The sequence below is a fragment of the Ureibacillus sp. FSL E2-3493 genome (genome assembly GCF_038077515.1).
GTDB lineage: Bacteria > Bacillota > Bacilli > Bacillales_A > Planococcaceae > Ureibacillus > Ureibacillus halotolerans.
Window position 1 is genome coordinate 2,644,825 of the sequence record NZ_JBBOPK010000001.1, and the last position, 23,986, is coordinate 2,668,810.

24 protein-coding genes are annotated in these 23,986 nt (G+C 36.5%); 4 read left to right on the forward strand and 20 right to left on the reverse strand.

Going from position 1 to position 23,986, the window contains the following annotated elements; translation table 11 throughout:
* Positions 1 to 2 precede the first annotated feature (2 nt).
* Positions 3 to 941, reverse strand: coding sequence for an alpha/beta hydrolase (locus MHH69_RS13640; protein WP_122972624.1), 939 nt, complete (start codon positions 939 to 941; stop codon positions 3 to 5).
* A 189-nt stretch (positions 942 to 1,130) separates the two neighbouring features.
* On the opposite strand from MHH69_RS13640, the gene MHH69_RS13645 reads away from it, so the two are divergent.
* Entirely contained in the window at positions 1,131 to 1,820 is a 690-nt protein-coding gene (locus MHH69_RS13645; RefSeq protein WP_122972623.1) for a response regulator transcription factor, read from the forward strand.
* Between the two features lie 42 nt (positions 1,821 to 1,862).
* Here the strand turns inward: MHH69_RS13645 and MHH69_RS13650 are convergent, their stop codons facing one another.
* The 18 genes from MHH69_RS13650 to kduI all read right to left on the reverse strand — a co-directional run bounded on the left by MHH69_RS13650 (position 1,863) and on the right by kduI (position 19,908).
* Entirely contained in the window at positions 1,863 to 2,807 is a 945-nt protein-coding gene (locus MHH69_RS13650; RefSeq protein WP_341362526.1) for an ABC transporter permease, read from the reverse strand.
* Positions 2,807 to 3,745 (reverse strand): ABC transporter ATP-binding protein, encoded by a 939-nt coding sequence (locus tag MHH69_RS13655; protein ID WP_122972621.1) that lies wholly within the window; start codon positions 3,743 to 3,745, stop codon positions 2,807 to 2,809. The genes MHH69_RS13650 and MHH69_RS13655 overlap by 1 nt, the downstream gene beginning before the upstream one ends.
* A gap of 347 nt (positions 3,746 to 4,092) precedes the next feature.
* The gene (locus tag MHH69_RS13660) at positions 4,093 to 4,584 is read right to left on the reverse strand and encodes a hypothetical protein (RefSeq protein WP_122972620.1); all 492 of its coding nucleotides are present in this window, start codon (positions 4,582 to 4,584) and stop codon (positions 4,093 to 4,095) included.
* 58 nt (positions 4,585 to 4,642) lie between these two features.
* Entirely contained in the window at positions 4,643 to 5,008 is a 366-nt protein-coding gene (locus MHH69_RS13665; RefSeq protein WP_341362527.1) for a DUF2294 domain-containing protein, read from the reverse strand.
* Positions 5,009 to 5,108: 100 nt separating this feature from the next.
* A complete protein-coding gene (locus MHH69_RS13670; protein ID WP_341362528.1) occupies positions 5,109 to 7,721 on the reverse strand; it encodes a DUF2309 domain-containing protein in 2,613 nt (870 codons plus the stop codon).
* Positions 7,722 to 7,723: 2 nt separating this feature from the next.
* Positions 7,724 to 9,250, reverse strand: a complete 1,527-nt coding sequence (locus MHH69_RS13675; protein WP_341362529.1) for an NADH dehydrogenase subunit 5 — start codon at positions 9,248 to 9,250, stop codon at positions 7,724 to 7,726.
* A 433-nt stretch (positions 9,251 to 9,683) separates the two neighbouring features.
* Positions 9,684 to 10,178 carry a YkvA family protein gene (locus tag MHH69_RS13680; RefSeq protein WP_122972616.1) on the reverse strand — a complete coding sequence of 165 codons (495 nt, stop codon included), beginning with the start codon at positions 10,176 to 10,178 and terminating at the stop codon, positions 9,684 to 9,686.
* 136 nt (positions 10,179 to 10,314) lie between these two features.
* Positions 10,315 to 10,791 carry a DUF7878 domain-containing protein gene (locus MHH69_RS13685; RefSeq protein WP_122972615.1) on the reverse strand — a complete coding sequence of 159 codons (477 nt, stop codon included), beginning with the start codon at positions 10,789 to 10,791 and terminating at the stop codon, positions 10,315 to 10,317.
* 121 nt (positions 10,792 to 10,912) lie between these two features.
* Complete coding sequence (locus MHH69_RS13690; protein ID WP_341362530.1) at positions 10,913 to 11,533, reverse strand: bifunctional 4-hydroxy-2-oxoglutarate aldolase/2-dehydro-3-deoxy-phosphogluconate aldolase; 621 nt, start codon at positions 11,531 to 11,533, stop codon at positions 10,913 to 10,915.
* Between the two features lie 10 nt (positions 11,534 to 11,543).
* Entirely contained in the window at positions 11,544 to 12,491 is a 948-nt protein-coding gene (locus MHH69_RS13695; RefSeq protein WP_122972633.1) for a sugar kinase, read from the reverse strand.
* A 26-nt stretch (positions 12,492 to 12,517) separates the two neighbouring features.
* The gene (kduD, locus tag MHH69_RS13700; protein WP_341362531.1) at positions 12,518 to 13,282 is read right to left on the reverse strand and encodes a 2-dehydro-3-deoxy-D-gluconate 5-dehydrogenase KduD; all 765 of its coding nucleotides are present in this window, start codon (positions 13,280 to 13,282) and stop codon (positions 12,518 to 12,520) included.
* Between the two features lie 57 nt (positions 13,283 to 13,339).
* Positions 13,340 to 14,095, reverse strand: coding sequence for an SDR family NAD(P)-dependent oxidoreductase (locus tag MHH69_RS13705; RefSeq protein WP_122972612.1), 756 nt, complete (start codon positions 14,093 to 14,095; stop codon positions 13,340 to 13,342).
* Positions 14,079 to 15,107 (reverse strand): zinc-dependent alcohol dehydrogenase, encoded by a 1,029-nt coding sequence (locus MHH69_RS13710; protein ID WP_341362532.1) that lies wholly within the window; start codon positions 15,105 to 15,107, stop codon positions 14,079 to 14,081. Before MHH69_RS13710 ends, MHH69_RS13705 begins: the two co-directional genes overlap by 17 nt.
* A gap of 93 nt (positions 15,108 to 15,200) precedes the next feature.
* Positions 15,201 to 16,508 (reverse strand): TRAP transporter large permease, encoded by a 1,308-nt coding sequence (locus tag MHH69_RS13715; RefSeq protein WP_341362533.1) that lies wholly within the window; start codon positions 16,506 to 16,508, stop codon positions 15,201 to 15,203.
* Between the two features lie 22 nt (positions 16,509 to 16,530).
* Positions 16,531 to 17,019 carry a TRAP transporter small permease gene (locus MHH69_RS13720; protein ID WP_122972609.1) on the reverse strand — a complete coding sequence of 163 codons (489 nt, stop codon included), beginning with the start codon at positions 17,017 to 17,019 and terminating at the stop codon, positions 16,531 to 16,533.
* 16 nt (positions 17,020 to 17,035) lie between these two features.
* Positions 17,036 to 18,073 (reverse strand): TRAP transporter substrate-binding protein, encoded by a 1,038-nt coding sequence (locus MHH69_RS13725; RefSeq protein WP_241559335.1) that lies wholly within the window; start codon positions 18,071 to 18,073, stop codon positions 17,036 to 17,038.
* A gap of 27 nt (positions 18,074 to 18,100) precedes the next feature.
* Positions 18,101 to 19,057: a C-terminal binding protein gene (locus tag MHH69_RS13730; RefSeq protein WP_122972608.1), complete on the reverse strand. Its 957-nt coding sequence runs from the start codon at positions 19,055 to 19,057 to the stop codon at positions 18,101 to 18,103.
* Positions 19,058 to 19,077: 20 nt separating this feature from the next.
* Positions 19,078 to 19,908 (reverse strand): 5-dehydro-4-deoxy-D-glucuronate isomerase, encoded by an 831-nt coding sequence (gene kduI, locus MHH69_RS13735; RefSeq protein ID WP_122972607.1) that lies wholly within the window; start codon positions 19,906 to 19,908, stop codon positions 19,078 to 19,080.
* Between the two features lie 252 nt (positions 19,909 to 20,160).
* On the opposite strand from kduI, the gene MHH69_RS13740 reads away from it, so the two are divergent.
* The 3 genes from MHH69_RS13740 to bioB all read left to right on the forward strand — a co-directional run bounded on the left by MHH69_RS13740 (position 20,161) and on the right by bioB (position 22,947).
* On the forward strand, positions 20,161 to 20,922 hold the full coding sequence (locus MHH69_RS13740; protein ID WP_122972606.1) for an IclR family transcriptional regulator: 762 nt from the start codon (positions 20,161 to 20,163) through the stop codon (positions 20,920 to 20,922).
* Positions 20,923 to 21,333: 411 nt separating this feature from the next.
* Positions 21,334 to 21,951 (forward strand): biotin transporter BioY, encoded by a 618-nt coding sequence (locus MHH69_RS13745; protein WP_122972605.1) that lies wholly within the window; start codon positions 21,334 to 21,336, stop codon positions 21,949 to 21,951.
* Entirely contained in the window at positions 21,952 to 22,947 is a 996-nt protein-coding gene (gene bioB, locus MHH69_RS13750) for a biotin synthase BioB (RefSeq protein WP_341362534.1), read from the forward strand.
* 86 nt (positions 22,948 to 23,033) lie between these two features.
* Here the strand turns inward: bioB and MHH69_RS13755 are convergent, their stop codons facing one another.
* Positions 23,034 to 23,942, reverse strand: a complete 909-nt coding sequence (locus MHH69_RS13755; RefSeq protein WP_122972603.1) for a LysR family transcriptional regulator — start codon at positions 23,940 to 23,942, stop codon at positions 23,034 to 23,036.
* Positions 23,943 to 23,986 lie beyond the last annotated feature (44 nt).

Consider the following 23,986-nt stretch of genomic DNA (forward strand, 5'->3'; position numbering starts at 1 on the left):
ATTTATTTGACGTTCGTAGGAATTGTCGTTAAAAATTGTGCAATCGCATCCACTGTTGCTTTTGTTTCTTCCGCAAACACAGCCATGTTGCTGAAAAATCCATGAATACTTCCATCAATTTGAATATATTTTACTTCCACACCAGCTTGTTGCAATTTTTCGCTATATTGTTTCCCTTCATCCAATAACACATCATTTTCCGCAGCAATTATCACCGCTGGAGGTAAAGCGCTTACATCTTCAAGCAATAAAGGAGAAACGTAATGATTTTTATACTCTTCTTCATTATTGACATAATACTCGCCAAACCAAATCATCAAATCTTTATCTAATCCGTAACCATTCGCAAACTTGTCGTAAGAAGAAGTTGTAAAATCTAAGTTTGTAACAGGATATATCAATGCTTGCGCTTCAATAGCTGGCCCATTTTTTTCTTCACTTAAAATCGTCATAACTGTTGCTAAATTTCCGCCGGCAGAATCGCCCCCCACAACAATTTGGTCGGCAATACCATTTAACTCAGCTGCATGCTCATGTACCCAACAAAGGGCTGTGTAACTATCTTCTACTGGAACAGGGAATCGATATTCAGGTGCTAATCGATAATCAACCGATACGACAACCCGTTGCGTTTTTTCAGCTAATAAACGGCAACCTGCATCTGATGTGTCTAAATTTCCAATTACCCAGCCACCGCCATGGTAATATACAAAAAGCGGGAATGGTCCTTCTCCTTCAGGTGTGTAAATACGAACGGTAATCTCGCCACCATCAACGGAAATTTGACGATCCTCCACCTTTCCAACCGATGGTACTTCAACCCCTTCAGGCGCAGGTGCTAAACTCATCATTTCACGTACTTGTTCTGCAGATAATGTTTGGAATTTTGGACCGCTATAAAACCCTTCTAAATACAGCTTTGCATTGTTTGTTAATCCCATTTCAACAACATCCCTTTCTTACATAATATTTGCAGACGTATTGTATGCATATTTATCGTAACAAAGGTTCTTTTTTCAGAATATTCCTACTTTTAGTTGTCCCTATTATTCTATTTAGTATAAAATGATGACAACAATAGTACTTTTTAGAGGGATAAAAGCATATAAATTTATGAAGGGGTGATAGAGTTGCAGATAACTTCTTGGTCCATTAAAGAACAATTAAAAAGGGGAAGCCAATTACAAACACAGGAAGAACAAATATGTCATCTACTGTTAACGTTAGAACAATTACTTGACAGTGAAAAACTGTCCTTCTTTCGGTACAGTCCAGTCGGTTATGTTGGCGAAGGAATAGCCGAGCTTGAAAAGGGACAATTCCACTCATTAACACATATTCGAGATGATATTCGTTCGCTACCTATCATTAAAAAAGCTGTCGATAATCATAAACCTGTCTATTATACAGGTCAAGATATCATTACTCTTATCTCTAGTCGCTATCAACGGGCAGTTCCGCTAAAAGGTTTATTAGTCGTTCCTATCGTTGTGAACTTTATGACCATTGCCTACATTTGTTGCGAATATATTGAAAGCGCTTACGAAATAGAAGCGTCCCTTATCGAACAACTGGCACTCTTTGGAAATCTAGCTGGTGAAATGCTTATACAATCTCAAACGATTACCCATCCAAAACTAAGCCCTAGGGAAAATGAAATTTTAAGGGCACTCGCCAACGGATTTTCGACAAAAGAACTAACAAATATCCTTTGTTTAAGTGAATCAACCATTAAGCAATATATTAAATCTGCCCTTATAAAACTCGGTGCGAAAAACCGAGCCCATGCTGTATCGTTATTCCTAGCTCAAAAATTATAAGCCCCAATTCGTTAAATGAATTGAGGCCTTCTTTTTACTTATTTAAATACTAATATCCCTTTTTTGGAAGAAGGTAAATGTAAGTGCCATAAAGATAATATAGTATACTGCTAAAATGAGTAATGACATTGGCAATGTCACATCTTGAAGGATGTTATCCTCCAATGCATAAACCGTTAAATCTAAGTGAGGGAAAATTAATAATTTCGCCCACGCAAACTTTTCTGCGATTAATACAATGATACCGCCAAGTGTAGACGATAGGAACAAAACAAATATACCAATCCCTACTGCCAATGCTTGACTTTTAAAGATTGTCGACAACATGAAGGCAATGGATACAATTATTAATAAGCTTGGTAAGTAATACAACACTTTTAATAAAAACTGATCTCCAACAACAGCTAATTTATAGCCTTCCAATGTTGTCTCAAAGAATTTCGCGTTAAAATCTCCTGCTCCAAATAAAACCAACCCAACGATATAGCCGAAAATAATAAGGGCTACTAGTAATGAAAAGGAATAGATTAGCGTTGCAATATATTTTGAGAGAAGAATTTCCCATCGGCGATGTGGTCGAATTAATAATTGTTTAATTGTTCCATCGGCAAATTCAGAAGACACAACGGCACTTCCTACAATAACGGAGAACAATGTAATCAACATCGTCATTCCAATTACTGCCCCATTCATAAAATGCCAACTACTATAAGCATTAGGGTCAATGTTTTCATCCAGATAGCTTTGATTTTGCTGTATTAAATCCATCGTCCATTCATCATCAGGATTTTCTTTCAATATTTGTTGATATTCATTTATTTCAGCTTGGACATCCTCACGCCAATTAGGATCACTTGGGCCTAAATCAAATACTTTTTGTTGAATGACTCCAACTGCAATGACAGCTAAAAATAAAATAATGATATAAATCCAACTAGCCTTCTTTGCGAAAATTTTCGTTAACTCATTTTTAATTAGCGAGATCATTATTTTTTACCTCCCTGTTCACCCTTACTAGTTAATGCTAAGAAACGATCTTCAAGGGTAGTCGTTATTGGATGAATACTATATACTTTAATGCCATTGTTCACTAACAATAGATTCACATCGGCAGTTGTTTCTTTGTCTACTTTTATGGAGAATTGTTGTCCCTCTTCAACTTTCCAATCATTTGTTAGTTGATGCTCTTTTAACAGTTCAAAGGCTTTATTTACATCATCCACTTCAAATTGAACCGTTGGCACGAATTGTTCTTGATTCGCTAATTGATTAATAGAAGAAACATGGATAAGTTTCCCCTTTTCAATAATGGCAAAACGATCACACATTAACTCCATTTCCGATAATAAATGGGAAGAAACAATTACGGAAATTCCTTGTTTCGTAAGTGACCGTAAATAGTCTCTAAATTCTCTTATTCCTTGTGGGTCAAGTCCGTTTGTCGGTTCATCTAGGATAAGTAAGGAAGGATTATGTAATAAGGCTTGTGCCACTCCTAAACGTTGGCGCATACCTAGCGAGTATGTTTTTACTTTTTGATGAACAGCATTCTCTAAACCAACTAATTTAACAACTTCTTTAATACGTTCTTCCGTTACTTCACGCGTTGCCATATTGGCGTAATGCTTTAAGTTTTTATAACCGCTCATATATTTATAAAATTCTGGGTTCTCAACAATGGCCCCCATTTCACTCATCGATTCTTTAAATTGTTCATCGATATTATAACCATTTACAAATACTTCGCCCTTTGTCCGACCGATTAAACTAACAATCATACGGATTATCGTCGTTTTCCCTGCTCCGTTCGGGCCAAGTAAACCGAAAATTTCACCCTTCTCTACTTCAAAACTTACATCATCAACGATGACCTTATTTTTCACTTTTTTTGTTAAAGAACGTACTTCTAACGCCTTTTTCGTCATTACCTCTCCCTCTTTCTTCCATGAAAGTTTGTATAATATCCTTCCACCTTCATTTACGTCATAATTTGGAAAAAGTTTCATTTTATTTTTTTAATATATAAAACACGTCGGAAAAAGTTGGTGAGGAATGAATTTAAAAAACAAATTAGATTTAAAAGGAGAGGAAGAGAAAATTAGTTGTATTATCGAAAAGGAGATTTATATTTGGAGTTTTTTTAACATAGTGATTCATAAGTAAATATCGTAAGATTCCATTTAATCTATTTAGAATTCATTAGGGATATTGGTTTAAAGAATAGATCTTCTTCAATATCCCATACCACTTGAATTCTGTTAAATTTTCTATCTTACTGATAATTTTTTTCTTTTCCCATTACCTTATTGTTCTCATCGAGTAATAGTTCAGTCATTTGTACATCTGACGGCAATAAAGGGTGTTGACGTATGACTTTTAACATATTTTCAGTGCTAGAATTCCCTTCTAACCAATCCAATACATTGGCTTCAGGAAATTCAGGCTTACAATAGTTAAATAAATAATTTAAAGTTTGGATTTTTTCTTGTAAGTCCTTTTTTTGATTTTCCTCCAGAACGAGGGACGATAAACTTTTTTGTCTATTTTTTTCTTTAGAGGTTACTATAACGATTTTTCCAATATTATGTTGATATACGGTAAGAATAATACTACGCATACTGTTATCAAAAGGCGAGATCACGGGACTACATTCCAAAACAATATTATTTTCTAAATCTATATATTGGTTTTGTTTTATGAAATCTTCCATGTGAACTTCCGTATCAATGATATAGAGTATTTTTTTCTTTTCGTCCATATTCATGAAACACCCACCCCATTATCCATTTAGATTTTCCTTCAAATCCACTTCAACTGATCCATTATTCGAATTGGCTTTGTAAATCGTCCGAAAGCTTAAAAATCATAATCCGTTCCCCTGTTTGTGTACTTAAGTCTGTATGGAAACTTACGACTTCTTGACCTGTTAACGTTAAGATAATTTCTTTTAATTCTTCAACACCGGACTCCACTAAATTATTTCGATTCGTTTTGACAGATAGTAAACCGTCTTTATCTTGACATACAGAGTATTCAGCAGGAGTTAATATTCCCTTTAATACAACGATGACCATATCACGTACAATATCTGATTTAACCGAAACGGATCCTCTGCCAAGATAGCTTTTTTCCCAGTGGGTTAACGCTTTACTAATTTCCGCTTCAACATTACCTTTTGTTTTTTCCATCATAACTCCCCCTCATTTCCACCAAACACAATTACAAATTCAACTATATAAACGTTTCTATTCTTTTTTTGTATAGCCTTTTCAGCTTCAATTGAAGTCTCTATGTCCAACTCTCCCAATGTCCTTCTGAATCAATGGATGCTAAGCGAATCCATCCATTTTTCACTTTTTGATGAAAGGCTTGATTTTTATCGAGTATTCGTTGCACATATTCCGTCGGTGCTTCAATTACTACAAGCAATCTTAAAGGCTCATGATAAATCTCTTGATCTGATTGCATCACCGATTGCCATGGAAGTCCACTCAAAAGGTCACTTGCGTTTCCTTGCATGACTCCAATTCCAGCAGTCACTGTTTGAGTCGTTTTATTTCCACTTCCATAATAATGCGGTGCAACGGTGGAAGCATAATATTGCAAATTAATCCATTGGGCTACTGTTACTGGCCCAGCTATTATATTTTCTAGTATTGAACCGTTGTTATCCTTGCGCCAGTCATAATTATGGAGAAAGGCTCTACCATCTAAATGACAATCCTTTGTCAGTTCCCGATTACCGATGATAAACGTTGCATTTCGAGCTAATCCCCATTCTGGTCGAACTTCACTCCAGTCTTCTCCTAACCGTTGAGCATGAGCTTTAGGATTTTTACGATTCCCTTCAATTCCCGGTAATTTTAACAGTCTTTCAGCAACTGCTTGCTCACTTACTTTCGACAATTTATTTTGTATAAAATCAAATGCTTCCTTCGCTTCACTTGAAAGATTAGGTACGTAAATCCACTGTAATTCATCGCTTGTTGTCAGATGCTCAGCAGCTGCAAAAACAGTGTCATGGGGAATAGAAATTCCTTCTTCACCAAGCGCTTTTCTTACTTCTGGCATATTACATAAAGTTGCCAATACCCGGGCATTGAAACCACTAGAGGCTCCTCCACATGCACCACAATCCAATGCCGAAGCATATGGGTTGTTCGTACTATGACTTCCATGTCCACAAATGACGACAAGGGGAGCGAAATGTTCAGTTAACCCCATCATGCGCAAGGCTTGCCGCGCATAAAAAACTCGCTCTTCTTTAGAAAAACCAATAGGCAACTCATCTTTGTTCGTTTGTTCTTGTTGCAGTGTAAGTTCTGTAGATGGTTTACGAAGCCAGTTTTTCCGAAGTTTACGGATTAGCATACCTGTACTTCTTGGGAAAAAGCTACGGGCAATCGTTTGTAAACTATACCAAGGACCTGTAATTTCCGGTAACAACAAGCTGGAAGGTAAGCTTTGTTTCATCGTTTTAAAGGAATAATTTAATAAGTTTACGGATTGTTGGCGTTCTTGATAATTTTTCAACTCCATTGCCGATGCCGTTTCATTCACTTTAAATTGTGGTTTAAACAAAATCGGTAAGGATGGGTGACTATGTTTTTGACCAAGTTCACAAGTTTCTATCGGTAATCCGAAAAAACCTGCCGTTCCAAAAGTTTCAAATGGCCCTGCTTCTTCAAGTTTACGGCGAAAAGGTTCTGAACGCACATCAATACAAAAGGCAAATTGGGCCATTGGTGCCTTGTCTTGTTCTAATGATGCCCGGGAGCCAATCGTTTTCTTTAATTGAACTTCGTAAGTTTGTTCCCATGCTTCTAGCAAAATTCGATTTCGAACGATTTGATCAAATCGATGGGCGAGCGTTAATCTAGCTTCTACTTCTTCAAAAGTTAATGATAACCATGAATTGGTTGGCATGTTCCCCCATTTTGCCCATGCAACAACTAATAAGCGGAAAAGCTCTTCCTCATCTTCTTCTAACTGCGGCAAAGGAAGATAACCTTTAATGAAGGCGTACTCTAAACTTAATCGGACTGCTAAATATTCCATTACTAAATTTTCTTCCTTGTTGGATTGTTGTGATCGCCAAAGCATCATTCCAGCCCAGCCAGGTAAAGCGAGTAAGTGGGCTTCTAAATACTGTTGAACTTCTAAGTAAGGAATTTGTAAACCTAATAAGGCTGCCATTAATGCTTGGTCTGCTTCCATTGGCAATTCTTTTAGTTCCTTCCGTACAGTACGGTTTATAGCTGGATCGTTAGAAACTAGCTGCCTCCATGCCTCATAAAAACCCTTTTCCCGATTTGGCATAGACCAAGCGGCTTGTGACTCATCCAAATATAATTTACTCCACTTAATCATTTGTCCATTGAGAAGTTGATTCAGTTGCTTTCCATTCATCCTTTCCAAACGCTCACTATACGTTTGTACGTTAGTTTTTTTCGGAAAACTTAACTGATATTGGCTTATCTCCTTTACTACACTCTCCAAATCTGTTGATGATAAAGATTCAAATGAAGTCTCATTTTGTAAAAGAGCTACCTGACAAAATTGAAATGCTATATCACGGGGCAGATTCAGTGACTGTAAATCAAGCCATTGTTGCAGTTTTAATTCTACAAACTCTTGTTTAATATTCCCCTTTTTCCATGCTGACTTTAACACAGCATCACTAGGATAAATGTCTACATTGCTTGTTTCTTTCAGTCGACGTGCGACTTGCTCAAAGGGTTGGTCCTCTAGACTTGCCCAAGGGTTACGTGCCGCAAAATTTGTTATTGGACCGAGGGGCACAATCACTTTACTAGCTGATTCCACTAAATCATGAATATGAAAATCAAGAGTACTTCCATTTCCTTCAATATTGAGTTCTTTGACAACTGTCGTATTCAATGTCACTTCCCTCCTTGAGAAAGTATTTGTTTTAAATAACTTGGATGACTTTCAATCCCCTCTTCATGGGGCTCTCCTAATCGGACAAGCCAAAGATATATCATTGTATATAATTTAGATAAGCGATTTCGTGTAAGCCATAGCCCAATAATACTTACTAACAACAAAATAAAAATGATTAAAATAGCACCAATCGTAGACGTTTGTACTTTTGGCATAGTTTCATATAAAGCATTATGTAAGAGATGGTGGATATAAAAATAAATAATACCTCCTCCTACAAACACAAAAAGACCAAAAATACGCCCTACTTTTCCTAAACCAAAGGCTACAAGTTGTACCCAAGCTAAAAATACAGACCACCCTAACATAAAGGCGCTAACTAACTGATAACCTTCTTCTGGAGAAGTGAGCCAATATCCGATTCCTACTAGAAGGGCCAATATGCTTCCTGTAAAAATCCATTTAAAGGGCAACGTTTTTTTCGTATAAACGGTAGACTGGCTATGATCTAATACCGAACCAGCTTGAAGAAACAGGGTAGATTTGAATAAACCATGTAACACCGCATGAATTATGGCAGCGACATAAGCGCCTAACGCACACTGGATAAGCATAAAGCCCATTTGTGCAATAGTAGAACCGACAAGCTGTCGTTTGTAATCTACTTGGACTAACATAATGCCAGTTCCTATTAACACTGAAATGCTAGAAAAAGCAAATAAAAGTATTTGTACGGAACTTCCGGCAAAAAGAGGAGCAAAAAGAGTCAAAATAATTCCACCTGCATTAACAATTCCCGCATGCATTACTGCTGAAATTGGCGTTGGCGCTACGACCGAGTCCAACAACCAACGTTGGAAAGGCCATTGTGCAGCGGGAATAACGACAGCCACGACGAATAGTAAACTAATGCTCGTTTGCTCCCACGAATCAAGCTGGGCCATACTGCTAGCAGTAAGTACATCCGTCAATTGCCAATGATTCGTTACTTCCGTTAACCATACAATGGCTAACGTTAATAAGCCCCAACTAAGGGCAAACAAACAACCACAAATTTTTGCAGCATTTCTTGCCACTTGCCACTCTTTTTTTAATCCAATGAGCAATGTTAATCCGAACAATGTAGCCCCCCAACAAACTAATAACAAACGTAGATCATTACTAAGCCAAGCAACCGAGTCTGCAATCGTAGTCAATGTTAATAGCGTAAAATATTTTCGATAAGCTTTATCGCCATTTAAGTAATGAATACAATACCGTTGTATAATTAAGCTAATCGTCAGCACAAAAAACGCTAACAACCAAGATAAAGAATCAAAATGCAATGGGCCCATGATAATTCCCCCATCATTTGATATAAGGGCCATCAAGGCAATAATAGGCGGTAAAGCAATGAGACCTATATGAATGCGAATAAAAGAAAGGGGCGTATTTGGATTTAAAAAAATGATAGAGCTTAATGCAGCAATGGCAAGCACAATTAAAAATACGATTGGAAACAAACTAGCGTCTAATGAGAAAAACATCTAAACTTCCTCCACTAAACAAAATGGTTTGTAAACAAATAACCTTTCAAAAATGTGTATCCATAGCTTCATAAAAAATCCTTCCCCTCTGCAAATCCTAATTTAAAAATAAAAAAACCGACAATTTTTAAAGCTAATGGATGGAAAAACCATTAACTTTAGAAAATTGTCGGTTTACTTTTAACTACCTTTTCGGTCTTTAAATAGTCTACCTTATATATACTTTCCTTGTTTTTTATTTTCCTTTTTTAAATAGCCAATCTAATGGATTAACGATTTACTAAAGGTCTAAAAAACAGCTTATAATTATTTATGATTTTAAATTGTATTATTTGGTAAGTGTTCTGTCAAGTTTTCTATATTTATATGCAATTGTTTCTCATAAATATTAGTCAAAATGGCATTGACTTTCACCAGTAGTACAAAGATGCCTCTATACTAATTTACCATCTATATCACTAGTATCTACACCATCGCCAAACCAATTTTTCAGTTTCTCTTTTGCTTGATTTTTTACGTCATCATCAATATACATGGAGACTTGCCATAAAGCTGCAAGAAGCGCCCCTAAATCGTCTGTATATCCTACTCCCGCTGCCAAATCCGGAATTAAATCCAAAGGTAAAATAAAGTACCCTAATGCTCCAATAATGATCGCCTTATTTTTCTTCGGTACCTCTTCCTTTTGTAATACATAATACAGGAGCAATACTACATATACAGCGGTTGAACCAGCTTTTTTCGAATATTTTTTTATTTTGTTCCACAATCCGTCTTCCGAATAATGTTTACTATTGTTTCGAATCGTTTCTTCATCGATTATTTCTGCTTTCCCCTTTAAATCTTCTATTTCTTCCTTACTTAATTCCATTTCGATTACTTCAGGTTGTTCATCTACCCTTTTTTTCTTTTTCAATTTTTCAAACATAAATATCCCCCTAAGCAACGATAATAATTTAATTATATTGTACTTTCCTTCATAACGGAAATGTTGGAAAAGAAAAAGTTAAAAAATGGTCCTAGGTTATCGAAACATTGGAGTTTGTTTATGTACTATTCCGCATTTACTTTATACAGGGTAAGGGGATATGTTTTATAAACTCTTTTAAATCAATTTGATAAAATTGTTCAATGTCTTTTCTTAATCTTCCCTCTAAAGCTATAAATTCTTGGACAGCCTTATCTAAATCAAAAACATTACTAACTTCCCATTGTGCCCAAATAGATTTAATCCGCGCTTTATTAGAAAATGGGATGAGGGAAATAAGGGCACCATCCTCATACTCATCATATTCAATCGTATAGTAATGGAATTCTTTTATATTTTCCTTGGTTAATGTTTCTTTCCATTTAAAAAGTGCTTTATAAAACTCAAGTATAGCTAGCTCTGCTTCGAAATAAATTGCATCGTTTATTTTAATTGTAAACAAGGCTTCTACTGTTAAAATAACAGAAACATCCCTTCGATCCTTATTCGAAATTGCCCCTTTCCCACTAATAAATTCGTAATGAAATGATATTCTATTCGAACTATTTTCCATAACTACCACCTAATGTTTTTTGCTTTACTTATCCACTTTACTACTATTATATAAAAATATAAAAAGTCCTTCTTTGAACAACCTTGATATGCTCAGAAGGACTTTTTTAACTCTATTAATACTAAACTTGTAAACTTCTATTCCACGCAATTGCTTCGTTCGTAATAGCTTCCCAATTTTTTGAAAGAAGCCAGTCTTTTTTAATTAAATCACTTCCTGCACCGACAATTTGAGCTCCTGCTTCAATATAAGATCTAGCTGTTTGAAGATTTATACCACCAGTCGTCATAATCCCAATATGAGGTAATGGACCTCTGACGTTTTTAATAAACTTCGGTCCTAATGTTTCAGCAGGGAATAACTTAATCATCTTTGCACCTGCACTATAAGCAGTCTGCATTTCCGAAGGAGTGAAAACACCTGGAATGACAGGTATGTTTTCACTTATGCACATATTCACCACATCGATGTTCAATGAGGGAGAAACGATAAACTCTGCCCCTGCCTGAATTGCCCTTTCACAATCCTCTACTGTTAAAACAGTACCAGCACCAACGAGTAAATTTCCATCGTTTCGTTCCTTCACTTCCTGTATCATTTCCGTTGCCTTTTCAGAATCTAATGTAATTTCAACAGCTTTAATTCCCCCATCTTTTAACGCTTTCACTAAGTCATGACAAAGAGGGTACGGTATTTTTCGCAAAACAGGTATTAACTGAATCCCTTGTAATTTACTATACATGCCCATCTTCCTAACGTTCTATATTTTCTCGTGTTCCTAAAAACACTTCCACATCTTCTAAATATGGCAATCCTTCATTGTCGCCTTCTACTTGCACGACCATCGCCCCTACAGCATTTGCTAACTGAATAGACTTTTCGACTGACCAATGTTGAATCATGCCATATAAAAAGGCTGCATCAAAGCCGTCGCCAGCTCCTACTGTATCGACTACTTTTTTCACTTTATATCCAGGTACATGAATCAACCGATCATTATCTAGGTAGGCTGCCCCTGCTTCCCCATCTTTTACGACAATATGCTTCATATCATATTGATGTAGGGCCCGAATCATCTCTTCTTCCTTTGTCGTATCGAATAAAATTTCTAATTCCTCTCGACCTGTTAATAAATAGTCAACATATGGCAAATAAGTTAGCAGCGTTTCCCGTGCTGTTTCCTTCGACCAAAGTTTTAATCGTATATTCGGATCGAAGGATACTTTTACACCATTTTGTTTTGCTATTTTCACAGCTTCCAAAATGACTTGGCGATTTTGTTTTAATATAGCTGGAAAAACTCCCGTTACATGTAAAATTTTCGCCCTTTTAATATAATGAGTTGGTAACTCTTCTACAGTTAATGTTTCCGTTGGTGATTTATGTCGATAGTAAAATGTTTTACTGTCACCTGACGCATGTACTTCTTTAAAGTTTAATGATGTTGGATAGTTATCGATAAGTTTTACTTCTGAAACATCAATTCCTTCACCACGCACTGTATTGATAATATGTCTTCCAAATTCATCTTTCCCTAAGCGGCTAATCCAACCTGCTTTCAATCCTAAACGGGCACATCCAATGAGGACATTTAATTCCGCTCCGCCGATTTTACGCTTAAATTCATTTACATAGCGTAATGGACCCTTTTCAGATGGATCAAATGTGATCATGCCGTCTCCAATTGTAATAATATCCATATTCATAACCCTCACTAAAACTAGATTTAACGGCCCATCCATCCTCCATCTACAACTAAAACATGACCTGACACGTAATCGGATGCACGGGATGCTAAAAATACTGCTGCTCCCGCCAAATCATCAGCTTGACCCCAACGTCCTGCAGGTATTCGTTCTAAAATCGATTGATTTCGAACTTCATCATTGCGAAGTGCCTCTGTATTGTTTGTTGAAATATACCCCGGTGCAATGGCATTCACTTGTACACCTTGGGATGCCCATTCGTTTGCTAAAGCTTTCGTTAAACCTGCTATCGCATGTTTACTTGCTGTATAACTTGGCACATTAATGCCACCTTGGAACGATAGTAATGAAGCGATATTAATAATTTTTCCTGATTTCTTTTCAATCATTTGATTTCCAATTGTTTGACAGAGAGTAAATACCGAATTAATATTCACATCCATTACACGGTTCCATTCATTTACGTTATGGGCTGCCGCCGGTTCACGATAAATGACCCCTGCATTATTGACTAAAATATCAATCGAATATTTCTCTAAGATTGGTTGAAGATTCGCTTTTAAATTTTCAACATCACTAAGATCAATTAAGAACGTTTCATACGTCCCTTGTAATTCAGCAATTTTATTTTGCGTTTCCTGCATGTTATCTTGGTGTCCAACAAGTATTAAATGGGCACCAGCTGCTGCTAATCCAACGGAAATCGCTTGGCCAATCCCTGTACGTGCTCCTGTCACTAATGCCGTTTTACCTTTTAATGAAAAAAAGTCTAATTTAAAGCTCATCTATCTCTCTCCTTTTCCATCTACTGTTTTAGAGTTAAATTAAAAGAAATGATTACACTATCTACCTAACCAACCGCCATCAATTGCAATCGTAAAACCATGGACATAGTCTGATGCCTGTGAAGCTAAGAAAATGACTGCACCTTGCATATCCTTCCCAGTTCCCCAACGTCCAGCTGGAATACGTTCGAGAATTTGTCTACTTCTTACTTCATCATGGATGAGCGCTTCATTCATTTCTGTCGCCATATAGCCAGGTGCGACACAATTGACATTGACTCCCTTTGATGCCCATTCATTAGCTAACGATTTTGTAAATTGCATAACTGCCCCTTTACTAGCCGCATAGGCCGGTACAGTGAAGCCACCTTGGAAGGAAAGCAGGGAAGCGACATTAATGATTTTCCCATAGCCCCGCTCTAACATTGGTTTGCCAAAGGTTTGACATAAACTAAAGACAGCGTTAGCATTTACGTTCATAACATAATTCCAATCTTCTTGAGGAAATTCCACTGCTGGATGTCTTTTTTGCACACCCGCATTGTTAACTAAAATATCAACTTCCCCTAGCTTTTCTTCTATTAAATGAAGTAATTCTTTATGCATTGGGATGTTCCCAATATCAAAGGCAATAGATACTGCATTTACGCCGAATTGCTCAAGCTCTTTAACTACTTCTGGACTTTCCTTCCTCGAGATAATCGCGACGTTTGCTCCAGCTTCAGCTAAACCTAGGGCAATTTCCTTTCCTAACCCGCGACTACCACCTGTAACAACTGCATTTTTACCAGTTAAATCAAATAATCGATGCATCGGTCTCCTCCTGAAATGCGTATAACACTTTAATCGCATCTGTTGGTGTAGTTAATAATTCAAAGCCTTCCATCGCTTGTTCTGGACTTAAAACATGGGTAATGATCTTTGAAAATTCTTCAAATCTTGATAATAAATCTAAAGCTAATTCCATATCCCGATTTGTATAAACTCGAACGAATTGAATCGATAATTCTTTAAACATACCTTGAATTAAGTTCATTTCCGTTGGCTTTTTATAAGCGGCAACAATGACAAGCGTTCCTTGAACTTTCACGATTTCTGTAACTTGAGCTAAAACAGCTGGATGACCTGCACAATCAAATACATAATCGATTCCTTCTTGATTCGTCATATCCGCTAGCTCATTTTCAACATCATCTTTCAACGAATTAAAAGTTTTAAATCCTAATTGTTGGGCTTTTTGTAGACGAAGTTCATTCGCTTCAACGACGATCACTTCTGAAGCACCAAATGCTCGTAATGTTAAAGCAACACATAAACCAATCGTTCCAGCTCCATAGACAACCGCCCGATCTCCAACTAAAAACTTCGCTGTACGAACGGCATGGACAGCTACTGCAATCGGCTCAGTTAGGGCACCAAGTTTTAACGAAACATTTTCCGGTAATGGAATCACTTTATTTGCTTCGACCGCTACATAATCAGCCATTCCCCCATCTACATCAATTCCTACTAATTTCAAATTATTACAAACATGGGATTGCCCGATACGACATGGAATACAAGTACCACAACTAATTAAAGGATTAACCGTCACCTTTGTGCCAATGGGATATTTCGGATGTTCACTTGCAATAGTGGCCGAAAATTCATGGCCTAAAATGAGAGGAGCTTGTGCCCTTGGGTGTGTACCTGCAAATATATTTAAATCAGTACCACAAATACCTGCGTATGCATTTTTTAATAGAACATATCCTGGCGGCACATTCGGCTTATTTACTTCTTTACATTCCACTTTGTTCCCTGCTGTATAAAAAATGGCCTTCACGTTTTTCAACCTTCTTTCTAAAATTTTCCTTACCATATAGGAAAAGCGACCAAAAGTAATTTAACTCATACTTTCGGACGCCCTAATTCATTGCTATTCAATGAGGCCTAGTAACTTCGGTAACCATAATGAAAGATCAGGTATGTAAGTTACTAATAATAATACGACAACCGTGACAGCAAAAAATGGTATTAACGGGCGAATGACTTGTTCGATTTTCAATTTTGCTACACGAGCTCCGACAAATAAAACCGGTCCTACTGGCGGCGTAATCGTACCAATGCTTAAATTGAATACAACCATAATTCCGAAATGTACCGGGTCCATACCAAATTGCAATGCGATTGGTAAGAAAATAGGCGTGAAAATCAAGATAGCCGGTGTCGGGTCCATAAAGGTACCTACAATTAAAAGAACGATATTCATAATGATCAAAATAATGATCATATTATCTGTAAATCCAAGTAACGTATCAGCGATTAGTCTTGGAATTCCTGTAAATGACATCACCCATGACATAATAGTAGAAACACCTATTAAGAAAATAACAATTGCCGTTGTGCGGGTTGATTCTATTAAAATTCTAGGTAAATCTTTTATTTTAATCGTTCGATATATAAACGAAAGCAATAAAGCATATACGACGGCTATAGCCGAACCTTCTGTAGCTGTAAAGGCCCCTAGAATAATTCCTCCAATTACAATGATGATAAGTAACAAACTAGGAATCGCATCAATGAACACTTTTAACGATACTTTAAAGGGAACTTTTTCATTTGATTTATAGCCTCTTCGTTTTGCAATAATAAAAGCTGCAATCATACAGGCGATACCCCATAAAATTCCTGGAATATAACCCGCCATAAATAATGCTGCAATGGATGTTCCTCCACTTACTAAAGAGAATACGATTAACGTATTACTCGGTGGAATTAACATACCTGTTGGTGCAGAGGCAATATTAACTGCCGCACTAAATGCACGATCGTACCCTTCCTTTTCTTGCATCGGGGCCATCGTTGAACCAACAGCAGCTGCCGCAGCAACCCCAGAGCCTGAAATGGAACCGAACATCATATTTGCTAATACATTTGTTTGTGCTAATGAACCTGGCATACGTCCTGCTAAAACTTTTGCACAATTTACTAAACGCATTGCAATACCGCCATTATTCATAATTACTCCAGCTAAAATAAAGAACGGAATGGCTAGTAGCGTAAAGGAATTCATCCCGGTAAACATACGTTGTGCCGAAGTTTGAAGAGCGTTTTCAGGATCTAATATGGAAAACATTGCAAGCACGGAGGCAATTCCTACACTAATACTAATTGGTGCACCAATGATAAGGAAAAATGCCACTGCTGCAAATAAAATTAAACCTGCTATTCCTGCAGAAACCATCGCTTATACTGCCCCTTCCTTGTTAATCCACTATTTCCAATGGCTTTTTCGTTTTTGAAATAATATAAATGTTATAAACGCAGTAGAAAATAATAAACAATCCGCTTATTGGCATTGCGGCATACAAATAACCGACAGGTATTTGCAATGCTGCAGACATTTGCGTCCATGCTAATTTTGTTATTGTTAAACCACCAGATAATAAAACAAGAGCAGAGAAGACAATAATACTTAGTTCTATAAAAATCTGAGTACCCATTTTCAGTTTTACTGGCAATGCATCCTGAATAAATTCAATACGCATATGGCCATTTTCTCCAAATACAAAAGCAGCACCAAATAGGACTAACCATACAAAACAATATTTTGCTAACTCTTCTGAAATAGCACTTGGATCGTTTAATACTAAACGGGTAAACACTTGCCATGTAACAAGAATAACTAATGCGCCGAACAATACGACGCATATAGTTGATAACACCTTATCAAGCACTTTTTTAATTGCTTCCATATGAAATCACCACCATTTATTTCGCTGCTTCACGAACTTTTTCATATAAATTTTTAGCAGTATCAGATGTTAACTTCTCTTGAACTAATGATTCAGTAGCTTTGCGGAATGGCTCGATATCGACTTCGTTAAATTTCGCTCCTGCTGCTTCTGCATCTTCAATCGCTTTTTTCACATCTTCATCCCACATTTCCACTTCACGATCAATAGCTGCAAGTAGCTCTTCTTTAAAGATTTGTTGATGTTCTTCGCTCATGCCGTCAAATAATTGGGAATTAACAAGTAAGTAGTCTGGGAACATTAAGTGCTTTGTATAAGAATAGTAAGGGGCGATTTCCGCATGTTTAAGGTTAGAATAAATTAATTCATTATTTTCCCCACCGTCAATAACACCTGATTGAATAGCAGTATATACTTCACCTTGACCCATTGGTGTACCAGTACCACCCATTTGTTCCATCATTTTAATGTTCGTATCTGATTCAATAATACGAATTTTTAATCCTTTTAAATCTTCCGGTGTGTTGATTGGTTTTTCACTGTTATATACGTTTCGTACGCCTGAGTGGAATGCACCAGCAACAAATAATCCTTGATCTTTTAGTGAAGAATACAAATCTCCTACAATTTCTTGATCATTTAAAACAGACATTTGATGTTCAGCTGATTCAAAAACGTATGGTAAATTGAATACTGCAAAGTCTTCATTGAAGTTTTCTAGTAAACTACCTGCAACGATAGACATCGCGATTGTACCTGTTTGCACTAATTCAATCGTTTCGCGTTGTGCACCTAATAATTCATTTGGGAAAATTTCAATTTCATATGCGCCGTTCGTACGTTCTTTCAATTTTTCACCGAACTCTTCCATCGCCTTATATTGTGGATGGTTTTCTGGTTGGTTAAATGCCACTTTCAATACTTGAGTTTTACCGTTAGAACTCGTTCCTTCTGCTTCCGTTTCTTTAGCTCCATCGCCGCCACAAGCTGCTAATATGGTTAATACAAGGGCGATAACCCCTAAAAACATAAATTGTTTGAATGATTTTTTCACCTTGGTCCCCTCCAATATGTGTTTTCATTAAATTTGATTAACAGGATAATGAAGCTTTTCGTTCTTCACATACCTTACTGCTTCTTCCGCCACTTTTCTTTTTAACTCTTGAGCTGCTTGCTCTGAATACCACGCCATATGCGGAGTACAAATAAAGTTCTCAAGGGTAAGAAGTGGGGAATCAGTCGTAATCGGTTCTTTTACCGAAACGTCCAAAGCCGCGCCAGCAATGTGATTGGAAGCTAACGCTTCATATAAAGCGTCTTCATCAACAATGCCACCCCGTGACACATTGATTAAATAACTCGTAGGCTTCATTCTTTTTAAAACGCTTTCATTAATGAGATTCATTGCCTGATCCGACGGACAATGAATAGAAATAATATCAGCCTGCGTAACAAGCTGCTCAAACTCAACAAATTCTATAAACGATAAATTAGATTCATATTTTTTATGTTGTGCTGAAACGTCATAAGCAATTACCTTACATCCTAATGCATGCACTTTTTTGGCAAACTCAGAACCGATACGACCGACACCGATTACGCCAACGACTTGCTCACTATGACGAAAAATAGGAATACTTTCTTGATAATCCCAAATACCTTCTTTTACTAAACGATTCATTTTCGTTATTTTCCTTGTAAGCGCTAGCATTAATGCCAATGCATGATCCGCTACTTCATGGGTACCATAGTCAGGAACATTACAAATTTGAACTCCATATTTCGTAGCTGCTGTTAAATCAATATTATTAACCCCTACACCATAACGAACGATTAACTTTAAATTCGGTAATTGAGATAAGACCTTTTCTGTAAATGGCGCATATTGATTAATGATGACAGAGGCATCTTGGCAATGTTGAATTAGATCATCCTCTGTCTCATTTTGTTGCAACTCAAACTCAATATGATGCTTTCTAAAAATCTCTTGTTCTATTTGAATATCCGCATGGTCACAGTCGGAAATAATTACTTTCATTTGTCATCACCCATTTTGCGTTATTTCAAATCTTTCATTGCAACGTGATCCATATCATCAAAGTCTAAATTTTCTCCGCACATTCCCCAGATGAACGTATAATTATTTGTGCCAATGCCGGAGTGAATCGACCAACTAGGTGATAGTACTGCCTGTTCATTCGCTATAACAATGTGACGAGTCTCGTTAGGTTGCCCCATTAAATGGAATACCCTCGTATCTTCTTCCATATCAAAATAAAAATATACTTCCATACGACGTTCGTGGGTATGACAAGGCATTGTATTCCAACCACTGCCCTCTGCTAATTCCGTCATTCCCATACTTAATTGACATGTTTCTAATACATCAGGATGTATGTATTGATTAATAACTCGTTTATTCATGTTACTGTCTGTTCCCATAGGACGCTTGATAGCCTTTTCTTGGTCAATTTTTACCGTCGGATATTTAGCATGGGCTGGACAACAATTGATATAAAATTTTGCTGGATTGCTAGAATCAATCGATTCAAAATATAATTCTTCCGTTCCTCTCCCAATGTATAGTGCTTCTTTATGACCAATTTCAAAAGTTTCATCGTCACAAACAATTCGTCCTGGACCACCGATATTAATGACACCCATTTCACGTCGCTCTAAAAAGTACTTAGCAGCTAGTTCTTTTCCTGCATCTAGTGTAATTTTTTCGTTAATCGGATAAATGCCTCCGTAAATAATTCGATCTACATGGCTATAATGCAATGTCGCAGCATTTTCAACAAAAACTTTTTCCATTAAAAATTCTTCACGTAATTTTTCCGTTGTGTAATGTTTCACATCTTCAGGGTGATGTGCATAAACAATTTTCATAGTTTCTCCCCCTTTTTTATAAAGAAAGCGCTAACAAATAAGTAGGTTGTTCCACATTGTAGAACACCGTTCCGTTTCATAAACATTATATGCACAATAAATAATAATTACAAGAAAAAATTGATTTTTCAGCAAATTATACTAACAACTGTTAATATTTTGCTATATGATTTACAAATCTATTGATTTTCGAATATGATTGTTAAAGGTTACGAAAAATATTGAAAATATTAGAAATGGTGGAGAAATAAAATGGCAACCGTACAATCTATTGAACGCGCTTTCAGCATATTAGAACATTTATCTGAGCATCCAAACGGTATGCAAATTACGAAATTAGCTGCTGAAACTGGATTATCGAAAAGCACGGTCCATCGATTACTCTCAACATTAATCGAGTTGCAATATGTACGAAAAGATATGGAAACAGACCGATATTTCCTTAGCTATCGAGTTTTATATTTAACACGAAATGTTTTAAGTAATACTAGTTTAATTACTGTTGCAAGACCTTACTTAGAAAAGTTAGTGAAAGAAATTAACGAAACAGTACATTTATGTATTGAGGAAAATGAAGAGGTCGTTTATATCGATAAAATCGAGAGTAACCAGACAATACGAATGTATTCTCGCATAGGTAGTCGCGCCCCGATGTATTGTACTGGTGTTGGGAAAATGATGCTTTCAGGTAAAGATGACAACTATTTAAAGGATATCATGACAAGAATTCAATTTAAGAAACGCACTAATAACACCATTTTAACACCTACTGATTTACTTCAAGAAATTCATCATATTCAAAAAACTGGATACGCCCTCGATAACATTGAAAATGAAGAAGGAATTCGATGTATCGCTGCGCCTATATACAATTATTCGGGTAATATTATTGCCTCCTTCAGTATTTCTGGTCCAAGCACCCGAATCACCATGGAGCGTATTGAAGAAGAATTAGCAGAAAAAATATTAAACACGTCTCGAGTAATTTCTTCTCAGCTTGGGTATGTACAGTAAGAAATACGTTTTTAAGTCGTTATGGAATGATTTAAAAATGTTTTCTTGATTAGGACGTTTATAGAAACCGATCTTACAAAAGTTATTTTAGAATATTTTTACACCCCCTCATTCCAAATCTTGATTTGTAAAAGGAATAAAGCCTTGTTACAAGCAGAACCCCGTTCAAACTCGAACGGGGTTTTTAGTCTTCCTACTTTTAATGCTCTGCCCAGATCTAAACGTTTCAATTCTCCATTTTTATCCCGTAACAATAATCTTTGTTCTTTCCCGCTTTAAGTCCTCACCTTCAATGAGAAATCCCATATACCACAACCATTAACAATGGTAATTGACAAAAATTATGAAATCCTTTAAATTTGTGTTAACTTAATTAAAATTTAAGTTAACGCAAAAGGGAGGTTATGATTTATGAGTACAGTTCAAAGGACAATCTTTAAAACCAATGCATTAGATTTAGTGTACTGTGGAATGTTCGCAACGTTAATGATGATTGGAGCAAATATTACATCCTTTGCCCCATTCTTTGTTGTTGGAGGGGTACCCATTACACTACAAACTTTTTTTGCTGTGCTAGCAGGACTTGTGTTAGGAAGTAGAAATGGTGCGATTGCATGTACAGTTTACATGTTGATTGGCTTAGCAGGAGCCCCTGTTTTTGCCAAATTTAGTGGCGGCTTTGACAGTATTTTGTCACCTACATTTGGATTTATTTTAGTTTTTATTCTTTCGGCTTATACGGCAGGAAAACTTGTAGAAACATTCCAAACATTAACGTCCTACATTGTAGCAGCATTAACCTCAATGATCATTATCTATTTAGTAGGAACGAATTGGATGTACATGTCCTATAAAGTTTGGGCAGATGCACCACCTGAACTTTCCTATCAGCTGATTTGGGGCTGGATGCTAATACCACTCCCAAAAGATATTATTCTTGGAATCTTCGCTGCCTTATTAGCATTCCGACTGCAAAAAGTTTTAAAAATACTACCTATTAAACAATCAAGAACATTGGGGGAGAAATAAATGTGGACTCTGCTTGCGAAAGAAGTAATTGATGGGAAACAATTAAGTGAAGATGAAGCGCTAGCGATACTAAATAGCGATGATGATGAATTACTTCCTCTACTTAACGGTGCATTTCAAATCCGTAAATACTATTATGGTAAAAAAGTAAAATTAAATATGATTATGAATGCCAAAAGTGGATATTGTCCTGAAGATTGCGGTTATTGTTCCCAATCATCTAAATCTAAGGCGCCAATTGAAAAATATCCATTTATTACAAAAGAGGAAATATTAGAAGGGGCAAAACGTGCTTTTGAAAGTAAAATCGGTACTTATTGTATCGTCGCAAGTGGACGCGGACCGACACGTAAAGATGTGAATGTAGTGAGTGAAGCAGTGAAAGAAATTAAAGAAAAATACGGGCTAAAAGTTTGCGCTTGCCTTGGATTGCTAAAAGACGAACAGGCAGAACAGTTAAAACAAGCTGGTGTTGATCGCTATAATCATAATGTGAATACATCAGAACGTCATCATTCTTATATAACAACAACTCACACTTATGAAGATCGCATCAATACAATTGACATTGTAAAAAAACATGGTCTTTCCCCATGTTCTGGAGCAATCATTGGCATGAAAGAAACGAAAGAAGATGTTATTCAAATTGCACGAGCATTAAGAGAGTTGAATGCTGATTCGATTCCAATTAATTTCCTTAATGCCATTGATGGGACAAAGCTCGAAGGTACGAAAGAATTAAATCCAATCTATTGTTTAAAAGTTCTCGCATTGTTTCGTTATATGAATCCAACAAAAGAAATTCGAGTTGCAGGTGGTCGCGAAGTGAATTTACGTACACTACAACCTCTTGCCCTATACGCTGCCAATAGCATCTTTGTTGGTGATTATTTAACAACAACTGGTCAAGAAGTAAATGTTGACTATCAAATGCTAGAAGACCTTGGTTTTGAAATTGAGATAAATGAGAAACAGGAAGCATTGAGCAATGCTTAAAAAAACTTTAATAATTAAACAATAAAAGCGCAAAATGATGGTCTCAAAAGGAAGCCACATTGCGCTTTTTTCGTTACCTTATGAAACTATTTTATTAAACTACTATTACTATTTTTATTAATGTCAGCAAATGCTTGAATCATATGTTGGCGAAACTGTGTTGCTACGTAGGAATACTTTCTATCTTTCAACCAAGCGAATCCTACCATTTGGAAGCAGTGGTCATTTTTCAAACGAATAATTTTTGTATTTTTTAAATGATTGCCTAAAAAGGAATACTCGGGATAGAAGGAAATCCCTTGTCCTTCATCGACTAGCTGTAAAACAATCGATAATTCGGTTCCTTCGAAAACGATGTTCGGTTTAAAGCCGGATTGTAAGCAACAGTGCTCAAACATACTAACCGATTCTAATCCTGATTTATAGCCGATAAAGCGCTCATTTTTCGCTTCGATTAAATCAATTTCATCATATTGAGCTAACCAATGATCTTTCGGAACGATTAAATCTAACCGTTCTTTTAAGACAGGAAGCCACTCAATGCCCTGTCCTATAATCGGGGTATTGGAAACACATAGCTCAATTTCCCCACTAATTAACCGCTCTTTAGCAACTACATCAGGTAGGATGGATTGATAGATTCGGACATTCGGTCGTCTTTCATAAAAACTTCTAAAAATAGGAGGGAGAATAGTAGAGCTCATCACACTTACAGAGACTTGATCTTCCTCTATCCCAGCCATTTCTTGAACAGCTTCATGGGCATCTTCTAAAATTCTTAGCGCTCGTTCTACTTCTTTTGCAAAATATTTTCCATAACGATTCAGTCGAATGTTCTTTCCATTTCTATCAAATAAAGGGACTCCTATATCATCTTCTAATTTAGCAATCGTTTTACTTAAAGATGATTGTGAAATATTTAAAGCAGATGCAGCATGAGACATATGCTCGGTCTTTGCAACAGTTAAAAAATAATGTAACTGTAATAACTGCATATTCTCCCCCCTTATGAATCATAATGTATATAGTTATTCACTCT

Coding starts and splice junctions, on each gene's coding strand:
- MHH69_RS13640 (WP_122972624.1), bottom strand. CDS start 941: ATGGGATTAACAAACAATGCAAAGCTGTATTTAGAAGGGTTTTATAGC.
- MHH69_RS13650 (WP_341362526.1), bottom strand. CDS start 2,807: ATGATCTCGCTAATTAAAAATGAGTTAACGAAAATTTTCGCAAAGAAG.
- MHH69_RS13655 (WP_122972621.1), bottom strand. CDS start 3,745: ATGACGAAAAAGGCGTTAGAAGTACGTTCTTTAACAAAAAAAGTGAAA.
- MHH69_RS13660 (WP_122972620.1), bottom strand. CDS start 4,584: ATGAATATGGACGAAAAGAAAAAAATACTCTATATCATTGATACGGAA.
- MHH69_RS13665 (WP_341362527.1), bottom strand. CDS start 5,008: ATGGAAAAAACAAAAGGTAATGTTGAAGCGGAAATTAGTAAAGCGTTA.
- MHH69_RS13675 (WP_341362529.1), bottom strand. CDS start 9,250: ATGTTTTTCTCATTAGACGCTAGTTTGTTTCCAATCGTATTTTTAATT.
- MHH69_RS13680 (WP_122972616.1), bottom strand. CDS start 10,178: ATGTTTGAAAAATTGAAAAAGAAAAAAAGGGTAGATGAACAACCTGAA.
- MHH69_RS13685 (WP_122972615.1), bottom strand. CDS start 10,791: ATGGAAAATAGTTCGAATAGAATATCATTTCATTACGAATTTATTAGT.
- MHH69_RS13690 (WP_341362530.1), bottom strand. CDS start 11,533: ATGTATAGTAAATTACAAGGGATTCAGTTAATACCTGTTTTGCGAAAA.
- MHH69_RS13695 (WP_122972633.1), bottom strand. CDS start 12,491: ATGGATATTATTACAATTGGAGACGGCATGATCACATTTGATCCATCT.
- kduD (WP_341362531.1), bottom strand. CDS start 13,282: ATGAGCTTTAAATTAGACTTTTTTTCATTAAAAGGTAAAACGGCATTA.
- MHH69_RS13705 (WP_122972612.1), bottom strand. CDS start 14,095: ATGCATCGATTATTTGATTTAACTGGTAAAAATGCAGTTGTTACAGGT.
- MHH69_RS13715 (WP_341362533.1), bottom strand. CDS start 16,508: ATGGTTTCTGCAGGAATAGCAGGTTTAATTTTATTTGCAGCAGTGGCA.
- MHH69_RS13720 (WP_122972609.1), bottom strand. CDS start 17,019: ATGGAAGCAATTAAAAAAGTGCTTGATAAGGTGTTATCAACTATATGC.
- MHH69_RS13730 (WP_122972608.1), bottom strand. CDS start 19,057: ATGAAAGTAATTATTTCCGACTGTGACCATGCGGATATTCAAATAGAA.
- kduI (WP_122972607.1), bottom strand. CDS start 19,908: ATGAAAATTGTTTATGCACATCACCCTGAAGATGTGAAACATTACACA.
- MHH69_RS13740 (WP_122972606.1), top strand. CDS start 20,161: ATGGCAACCGTACAATCTATTGAACGCGCTTTCAGCATATTAGAACAT.
- MHH69_RS13745 (WP_122972605.1), top strand. CDS start 21,334: ATGAGTACAGTTCAAAGGACAATCTTTAAAACCAATGCATTAGATTTA.
- bioB (WP_341362534.1), top strand. CDS start 21,952: ATGTGGACTCTGCTTGCGAAAGAAGTAATTGATGGGAAACAATTAAGT.
- MHH69_RS13755 (WP_122972603.1), bottom strand. CDS start 23,942: ATGCAGTTATTACAGTTACATTATTTTTTAACTGTTGCAAAGACCGAG.